Source organism: Neptuniibacter sp. QD34_54, assembly GCF_047778055.1.
Taxonomy (GTDB): domain Bacteria; phylum Pseudomonadota; class Gammaproteobacteria; order Pseudomonadales; family Balneatricaceae; genus Neptuniibacter.
The window spans coordinates 2,463,870-2,472,806 of record NZ_CP180546.1; the positions used below are offsets into that span (position 1 = coordinate 2,463,870).

At 45.2% G+C, this 8,937-nt stretch carries 7 protein-coding genes; 1 reads left to right on the plus strand and 6 read right to left on the minus strand.

Features of this window, described 5'->3' with window-relative positions; all coding sequences use genetic code 11:
- Nucleotides 1-149: 149 nt before the first annotated feature.
- From ACMXYP_RS11225 to ACMXYP_RS11235, 3 genes are read right to left on the minus strand one after another with little or no spacing between them, the layout of a single operon-like run.
- Nucleotides 150-467 carry a BolA family protein gene (locus ACMXYP_RS11225; protein ID WP_415881734.1) on the minus strand — a complete coding sequence of 106 codons (318 nt, stop codon included), beginning with the start codon at nt 465-467 and terminating at the stop codon, nt 150-152.
- Nucleotides 464-1,816: a DUF3422 family protein gene (locus ACMXYP_RS11230; protein WP_415881735.1), complete on the minus strand. Its 1,353-nt coding sequence runs from the start codon at nt 1,814-1,816 to the stop codon at nt 464-466. Before ACMXYP_RS11230 ends, ACMXYP_RS11225 begins: the two co-directional genes overlap by 4 nt.
- A gap of 30 nt (nt 1,817-1,846) precedes the next feature.
- Nucleotides 1,847-2,212 (minus strand): hypothetical protein, encoded by a 366-nt coding sequence (locus tag ACMXYP_RS11235; protein ID WP_415881736.1) that lies wholly within the window; start codon nt 2,210-2,212, stop codon nt 1,847-1,849.
- A gap of 172 nt (nt 2,213-2,384) precedes the next feature.
- Here ACMXYP_RS11235 and ACMXYP_RS11240 point away from each other — a divergent pair, with 172 nt between their 5' ends.
- Entirely contained in the window at nt 2,385-3,071 is a 687-nt protein-coding gene (locus tag ACMXYP_RS11240; protein ID WP_415881737.1) for a hypothetical protein, read from the plus strand.
- Nucleotides 3,072-3,135: 64 nt separating this feature from the next.
- On the opposite strand, the gene ACMXYP_RS11245 is transcribed toward ACMXYP_RS11240, so the two are convergent.
- From ACMXYP_RS11245 to ACMXYP_RS11255, 3 genes are read right to left on the minus strand one after another with little or no spacing between them, the layout of a single operon-like run.
- Entirely contained in the window at nt 3,136-6,579 is a 3,444-nt protein-coding gene (locus tag ACMXYP_RS11245) for an SbcC/MukB-like Walker B domain-containing protein (protein WP_415881738.1), read from the minus strand.
- Nucleotides 6,576-7,352 carry a DUF4194 domain-containing protein gene (locus tag ACMXYP_RS11250; protein ID WP_415881739.1) on the minus strand — a complete coding sequence of 259 codons (777 nt, stop codon included), beginning with the start codon at nt 7,350-7,352 and terminating at the stop codon, nt 6,576-6,578. Before ACMXYP_RS11250 ends, ACMXYP_RS11245 begins: the two co-directional genes overlap by 4 nt.
- On the minus strand, nt 7,342-8,775 hold the full coding sequence (locus ACMXYP_RS11255; RefSeq protein ID WP_415881740.1) for a Wadjet anti-phage system protein JetA family protein: 1,434 nt from the start codon (nt 8,773-8,775) through the stop codon (nt 7,342-7,344). The genes ACMXYP_RS11250 and ACMXYP_RS11255 overlap by 11 nt, the downstream gene beginning before the upstream one ends.
- Nucleotides 8,776-8,937 lie beyond the last annotated feature (162 nt).

Sequence of the window (8,937 nt, forward strand, 5' to 3'; positions counted from 1 at the left end):
ATAGCTATTTTTTCTTATATTTCAATTATCTAACATTAGAATATATAGGGTTATTCTATTGAGAGATAGTGCTACTTTAAGGGAATTTGATCTAACTCATCAGACCTTATAGTCGGTCAAAAATAAAAAAGCGACCGAAGTCGCTTTTGTTATTTATCTGCTTTAGAGCCACCTAAACATTTAGGTGATGGCGCAACCGCCTGCCCTCTATCATGCCACTCTTGTTGAGTGAACAAATGCATCGACAGTGCATGAATTGGGTTGTTCATCCGGTCAGATAGGAAACTAAAAATCAGCTGGTGACGCTGGACTTTACGTTTGCCTTCAAAATCATCCGACACAACTGTCACTTTAAAATGTGAGTCCGTAGCTGGGCCAGAATGCATATGGCTCTCGTTTTCTATAACAAGATGCTCAATTGCCAAACCATCTTCTAGTCGATTTCTAATTACCGCTTCAATACTCATTTTTTACTCTTTTTACTTTCATCCATTCTTTCCACTTCTTCTGTCGCCATTTTCAAGAAGTGTCGATGGATTTTACGTGTCGTTAATGCAACAGCGCCGATTACAACAGGTACCGAGATACCTAAAATCAGATCTTTGTTCAGATCTACACCAGAGTTATACACGGCATCTAATAGGTATTTAATTAAACCAATAGTGTAGTAACTGATTGCTGCTACGGATAGGCCTTCTACCGTATGTTGCATCATTAATTGAACTTTAGAGCGCTGATCCATAGAAGCCAACAGCTCTTGGTTTTGCGATTGGATCGATAGCTCTACGCGTGTACGCATCATCTCTGCAACACGGTCGATACGACGGGATAGATCCTCAAGACGATTACTGGTCGCACGACAAGTTTTAACCGCGGGAGTTAAACGACGGGTCATAAACTCAGTAATGGTTAAGTGACCAGAGACTTCGTCTTCTCGCAGCTCTTCAAGGCGCTTAATAACCAGATCGTGGTAGGCGTAGGTTGCACTAAATCTAAAGGTTGCTCGTGCCCTGCAGTCTTCCACCCAAGACGCCATATCGGTAAGGCGGAACAGCAGTTCCTGCTCATCGATATCACCACTGTGGGCTAGATGATCGGTAATATCAGCCAGCTTTTGGTCCATATCACCAAGCGTTGGATTGATCTCTCGCGCAGTCGGCAGCGAAAGCAATGCCATCAAACGATAGGTCTCGATCTCCATAATACGCTGAGTTAATCGGCCTAGCTGGCTATCACTCATCTGCTTGTTGTAGATCAGGAAACGGCCGAAGCCATCACTGTGCATCTGGAAGGTTGTCCACACACGGGCATCGCCATTTTGCGGGCTACTACCGACTAGGCGCATGCCTTCGAAGAAACGTTTTACTAATGGCAGATTCAACTCATGTGTTTGTCGCGCATCTTCTACAGAAACGTGGAAGGCCGACATCACAGTACCTGGAATGTCAGCAAGCCAACCTTCCGGTAGCGGTGTTAGTCCAGTGACTTCAAATGGGTTACCGCCCTGCTCTATACCTGTATTGATAAAGGTATAAGTAGTGAACTCCATGTGCTTTTCACGGCGCACTCGTAGATTACCGAAGTCCGCGTGGTAACAAAGTTCATCAACTTCAGGTGGCTCAACACCAAAATGCTTAAACAACTCCTGCAGGTGTGCAAACTGCTGTTTGCTCTCTTCAGGATTACACATCACTGCTAGATGGGTAATGCGAGCCGGACTTGGAATAACCTGGAACGGGCGCGAGTGTAATTCACTGTACAAACGCTCCCGCATTGGGTGCATTTTCAGTCCATGAGGGTTAACAATCTGCTCCATAAAATCTCCAAAAGCCCTTAACTAACGCGGCTATACATCTTCCAAATTTGCCATCATTAACGGCTGTTTAGCTAAATCCAAAGCCATGATTTGCGGATAGACATCAAACCATTCTTGAAAGTTAGCAAAGCTAATTTCACGCGGCCAATGATCACCCAATTCATCCCATGCAGAAAGCTCGCTTTCGAAAATAGACTGCCAATGGGATTCCAGCGCTTTGGAGAAATCCTCTTCCGTGCTGACTTCATCGACCAGATAAACGGTGCCTTCCCTACGCTGCTCGTCTAGAGTTAAGCACTGGTGTAAACCGTCGGCATCTACATCTAAACTATTAGTCCAGTCTGCAAATGGCTGTCGCGGTAAAACAACAAATGCTGAACGGTTAAGCAACTTCATGGTTCTTATCCTTAGCTTTGGTTATACTCGGGCTATAAATTATTAGACCCATCATAACAGTTGATTGATCACCTGATAGGGGTAAAGAGATGAAGTTTACCCTCTGTTGAGGTAGCTTTTTAGCTTACTACCTTTGGCTAGTCGAACGAAACTGTTTTATTGAGTTAATTCTGTGATTATTCCTGTATTACAACAACTTAACTCGCGCGATCAGTGGATGGCGTTCTGCCGCCGTGAACTGCCATACTGTTTTATTGAAAGCCCTGAATGCCTGGTAGACTTCCAGACGACTTTTCTAAAGATCACCCTTCTACCTAAAGACACACTGATTCATGATGCGGTGAAATACAGCCTAGGTTCGCGTACCAGCATGGAACCTGTCTGGCGCTTAATTAAAGGCTGTAATTGGGATCTCAATGCGATTTTGACTGGTTTGGAGCAGATGGCGTTCGACAGTAATGTTCGCGATAACTCCCTGCTTAAAGTGCATACCGATCTGAGTGTTCGAAAGTACTTTAGCCGTGAGCGCTGCCTTGTATCTCCAAATACGCTCGGTTTACTTGAGCCCTTAATGGCGCAGCCTGATATATGGGACGCTCAGTCGTTGGCAAAACTCATTAGCCATCAGCAGTTCTCTAGTCTTCAAAATGAAGTTAAAGCTCTACCGGGCAGTAAGCAAAATGCCGGGGCTCCGCCGCCGAGCATCAGTACGATTATGATGATTTTGCTCGACCCTGTTGAGCAATGCATCGGTCAGGTACATAAAGGTCGATTGCATATCTTCCGTGGGAAGCAGCCATTTATCAGTCTAATCCCTAAGCTTGCTTGGCCGAAGCCACGCTTAAAGACATCTAGCTAATTCTCTGCGGTAAATTCCAGCCAATAAAAAAGGCGCCGAAGCGCCTTTTTTGGATTAGGGAGGATTAAGCCGGTTCTGGCTCAAGCGCCTGTTCACCTTGATCTTCTGCTTCCAACTCAGCCATCATTTTCAGTGGATTGTCAGAGTTTAGAAGCTCACGCCCTTGAAGCGTTGGGAACTCAACATCCAAGTCTACAATACGGCCATCACGACAAACGTTGATGATGGTATCCATACAAGAACTTAGTAGTGAGTACTTCTCATCCGGTGCAGCGATAATTGTCTGCAAACCAAGATCGCTCATGAAACCAAGCGAAGTTACTGTGTTCTCAGAATCCAGCTTGTTGAAGGCTTCATCGAATACAGACAGGCTCATACCACCTAGTGGGTTGCCATCATTACCTTCGCGTAGACGGTATGTTGCAGCTTGGGCTGCAGCAATTGCCACGTAGAACGGTACTTGGTGCTCACCACCGGAACCGGTTTTGATACGCTGAGTCAGGGTTGTTTTACGGTTACCATCTAGATCTTTTACAACCAATTCGAAGTTGTAGAAGTTACGGTAATCCTGCAACAAGCTGCTCTCGCCTTCATCTTTCAGCACTTCGTGAATCTTCGCCAGTGCATCTTTATGAGGCTTATCGCTATCAAATTTCAGATCAAATAGAGAACCAACGTTCGCGGAATCCATCTGAGTGTAAGCTTCTACCAATTCCAGAATATCTTTCAATTCTGGGTTAGGCATCATGTCAAAGCTGTACATCTCTTTATGGAACGGACGGCCTTTAAGATGTTGGTTAAGCTCACGAATAAGATCTTTGATCTTGTTGATCTGATCGTTCAAGTGCGCAACAAAGTCAGATCTAAATGCAGTTTCTGCTTCTAGGCGTGCACGTTCTGCTTTCTGACTATAGTTAGCCAGCTCAGAATCTTTAAGCGCTTGAACAGTTTCATCTACAAATGCAGATAGCTCTTCATGAGTAGAATCAGGTGTAACTTTATCTAGCTGCTGATGGCTCAAGCCACCGCCATGGTATTTCGCTTTGTATTGAGCAACGCCATCACGTACGGCATTTTTCTTCTTCTCGTGAAGAGACAGTTCGGACTGCGCTTTCTTCGCTGCTTCAAAGATAATACGCTCTAGTTCGCCAGAGCATGATTCATCTAGGTAATCGCGTTTTTCCTGCGCAGATTGCGCATCAAACTCGCCCTTCTCTTCACATGCAGTACGTGCAGTAGAGTGCTCTTCTAGCTCTTGGTCGAATACTTCTAGCGCTGCCGTATCTTTGATGATGGACGTACGTACTTTCTGAAGCTTATCCATCAAGCTACGTTGCATCTGTTCTGTAGACTTCTGCTCAGCTACTAGATCAGCAATACGCTGCTGCACGCCTGTATCATCTTGGTTACGTAGATCGGTGATCGCCTGTCGCTGACCTTCGATCTCTGTATCAAGCTGTTCGCGTTGGTTAACTAAGTCGAATACACGTTCGTTGACATTGTCTAAACCGTTATTCAGCGTAATTAACGCATCACGTAGTTTTTCCAATGTATCGTGATTTTTACCCAGCTGCGTGAATTCAGAAACTAACTGATCAACCTGCTTACCTTGTAGCGCAGCTTGGTCAGAACGACGACGAATACCCATAATAGGCTGCTGTTCGTTGATCGCCGTTGTCGAACCTTCTGTCTGCAACATGCAGTCATAAGTTAATGCACGCTCGTGACGCAGTAGTTCGGTTTCTGTCTCAACCGCCATCACGCCGCCTAGTGCACGGTTCATGTAGGCACGAGCATGATCATTTTCAGTGTCGATGAAATAAGCCAGTGATCCCGCTTTATAACGGTTTAACCAATCGCCAGATTTGGTCGTATTAACGATACGGCAACCCTTAAGGTGACGACCTTTACGACGGTAAAGCGTGATCGCTTCTTTCACACGATCTGGATCGACGATTAACGCTTCACGACGCGCACCTAGGAAAGACTCAATCGCAATACGCCATTTGTCATCGTTGATATCCGCTAGTTCACAGATCGGCGTGGATTCAATACCGTACTCTTGTAACAGCTCCATCAACTCACGGGTGTTACGACGAACTGGCGCATGACCTTGTTTTAGTGCTTCAACGGCACTCTTCTGGTTCTGGATCTCAGAACGCAGTTCATTGATACGAATAACCGAGTGCTCATAACGACGCGCGATATCACGGCGAACACCTTCCACCTGAAGTTTTAGGCTTTCTAGAACGTTATCAACTTCTACAGGAGATTGTGGCCATAGATCAGCCATAATATCCTGACCTGAACGCCACTGTTCTACACACTGCTCAACAACAGGACGGAATTTCTCAGGTAGCAGTTCGCTGTTCTCAGCAAAACCTACGGTAGTGCGCATCAGGTTATAAACGCCCTGAATACGCTCTTTTACAACATTAACTTCGTGCGTTTTAGCTGTGATAGAGGACTCAAGCGCCTTAACTTTGTGAGCTGAATCTGAGGTATTTAGCTCTGCACGGGCTTCGGCCAAGTTCTGCATAATCTGGTTGAGTTCTTCACTCTTCTTCTCCAGATCTACCTGTACCTGTTCCTCTTTCGCTTGGTTATCTTCCAAACGTTCTGCAGCATCCTCTTTTTTAAGGTCTGCATTTTCAAATCGTGTTTCGTGAACAACCCACTCATATTCAGCAGCGTTTTTCACATTACGCTGAATACCATTACAAAGCTCTTGTACCTTCTCTAGTTCACCGATGCGGTTCGCTACTTCGCGCGTCTTAGTTTCCATCGCGCGGTATTCATCAAGAGACTTACGGAATGCACCGACATGGACAATGTTTTCGTCTAGGACGAACTCACGGATAAAGCGTGTAGGGCTGTCGATTGGCACGAACTTAAGCGCGTTCTTAAAGTTCTTAACAAACTTATCATCATCGTTCGGCATCTCTGGGTCGTAACTTAGATGCGTTACCAATTCACGAACAAAACGGCTAGAACGCTTCTCCAGAATCATATCTGGGCACTGCTTGTAGAGATGATCGCGAACTTGATCCCAAGCTTTAGGTAAACGGCCTTCACCTGTTTTCTCGGTAAAGTCGTCTAGAGATACAGAGCAATCAGGCAGAATAAAACGACCTAGTACATCTTCATCTGCAGACGCAGTAGATGCACTAATCGCTACGCCAACCGTCGTCTCTTTAGCCGTTTCTGTATCGAAGAAGCTCAATGCCAAATAACAAAGCGAATCATGACGTGCAGTATTCTTTTTACCATCGTCATCAAGGAAACCTAGACAGTATGTACGTAGGCTACGCTCACTCTTTTCACCCGCCGATGCGTTGAAGCTCAAGTGACGTTTGTTACCGCCCATCAATACTGTTTGGATCGCATCCAACAGCGATGATTTACCAGAACCGTTTGGACCTACAACCGCAACGTTACCTTTAATCGGTATCTCTACAGCACCAAGAACGTACCAGTTAACCAGAATAATACGATTTAGCTGCTTCATTCAGCTGGTACCTCTTCTTTATCTTCTGCCGTTTCAGCGACTGCTTCGTTTGGCTCTTCAGATGTTTCATCAGCAGCTTCTACTTCTGCTTCGACTTCCGTTTCTGAAACATCTTCGTTGTGTTCTTCAGTAGGCTCTACCGCTGCTTCTGCGACTTCATCCATATCCAATACCACTTCACCATCTTGCTCGTTGGACTCACAAAGGCCTTCAAGCTGACGAATAAAGTCTTCAACCACAACTTGGCGGATTACTGGATTGATCTTAAGCGGAATATTCTTAGGTTCCATCTCATCAGGTTTACCGCGTTCGATAACACCGTGACGAGAGAACAAGGAAAGGATCTCTTTCAAACGCGTTTCGTTTGGAATCTCTTTACGCGTTAAGTTTTCATATACCGTAAGCAACTCATCAGTGCTGGTATATGCCTGCCCTGCTTCCACTTCGAAACTTTCTAAGCGCTGTTCATACTGCTGACGAATGCAAAGCAGCAACAAGGATTCATCCAAGCGTAAACGCATAAAGCGCTCTTCACCTTTAGGGATGATACCCATATAAGCTTCATCAGGCTGATGGATAAAAGACCAGCCGATCGCTTCAAAAAGGTTCGTAAAGTAGTCGACATGCGAAGCAACTAGAAAATAGCTTTCACGGTGCCCAGGACGCTCCGCATATAGGAACTGATTGGTCAGCAGTTGATTCGCCGCACGGCTAAAATCGCTGGCTTGATACTGATCGCTGCGACCGATAATTTTCTGCAGATCACCTAGCATTTGAAACTTCCTTTGAATGATCTTTTCTAGTTATATAAAAATCACGACACTCAACCATGTCGGCAACGTTCACGTAATTTTCCTGGAATTTAATCTCATACTGCTCGCTAGTCTTGCGCGCTTTTTTACCCAATGATTTCAGGTGGCGGACATAGCTAAAGCAGATGTAATCTTCGATCGAGCTGATCTCGAAATCAGAGGCGTTGATCTTTTCACGACCAATCAGATGGCGTTCTAAATACGCTTCTATACGATCAACTTTAACTTCACGACGCTCTTTGTATTCCTTAAAGAGTTGGCGAAGCTGCAGAACTTTTGGATCGATCTCTTTGCGCGTAATAACTTGAGGTTCTGCAATGGTGCGACGCTTAACCGGTGCACGAACACTACCCGGCGCAAGGAAACCAACCGTATCCAGAGTTTGGATACGTGGAATTTCGCGACCATCTTTTTCGCTAATTTTAGCGATTACGCGGGATAGGCGTGAAGCCATACCCGGCGTCGTTTTATCCATGTAGCGAACAGTGTCAGATACACGTTTTTCCAACTTGTAGCGGAAATCGTCAATGATCGCTAAACGCTGATCCACTGATTCGAAGATACGAATAATACGGTTGATATGTTGATGCACGCGCGCTTCAGCATCATGGATATCAACTTCAAACTGCTCTTGATAGTGCATGATCAACTGTTCCAGTTTGACTGTATCAAACTGTAACTCTCGCAATAGAGATAGAATCTGTTGACGGAATCGGAACGGGTTATTTTTGGTTTTCAGGGTTTTATAGTCTGAAACCAAAATATGCTCTACGAATCGATCAAAGAAGTTACGAACAATCTCTTGCGGGTTATTGGTTTGCGACAGATTGATCTTTAGCTCACGCAGGCCAAGCATCATATCTGTAAGGTGGGCGCTGAAATCAGCTGCTGTTTGAGCCGCTTCCGATAGCGTAATACCACGCCCTTGCGGATCATTGATCGCAGATTCTAACGAACTCAATACGTTAAGAACCGCACCGCCGTAGCTACGCTTCTCTAGGTTCGCAATCGAAACCAGAGTACGTAACAGGAAGCTATTCGCAGGAGATAACAGGACATAACTACGATAGATGCGCTGCTCTTCTTCCAACCACCCAGTAGCAACCAAGCGACGATAGATGCGACTGGTATATTCGGCAGTTGAACGAGGAGGCTCTTGCTGATCCTCTTCAGAATCATCCTCTTCTGGTTCCCAACGACGAACACCTAGACGAATTACCGCCCCTTCGATCGTTGAACGTACCAAATCCTTAGGTACAAACGGGTCAACCAAATCTTCATCAAAGAACAGGTCGGCCAATGAGATAAGTACAGCCTGATAAACCTGTCGATTCTGCCCGGATAAAGGCAAAAACAAGTTATCAGGAAGTTTATTAAACAGCATTCAGCGTTAATCCGCGGTCTTTAAACCCGTGAACAGGGTTCTATTTTTATAAGGTAATAGGAACCGATTCTAGCGGAAAATTGGACTAGGGATAAGGGCTAAATCCACTATATTCGTAGTTGAATATAGACTGGATTCCCTCTTCCCCTAGAAAACAAAAAA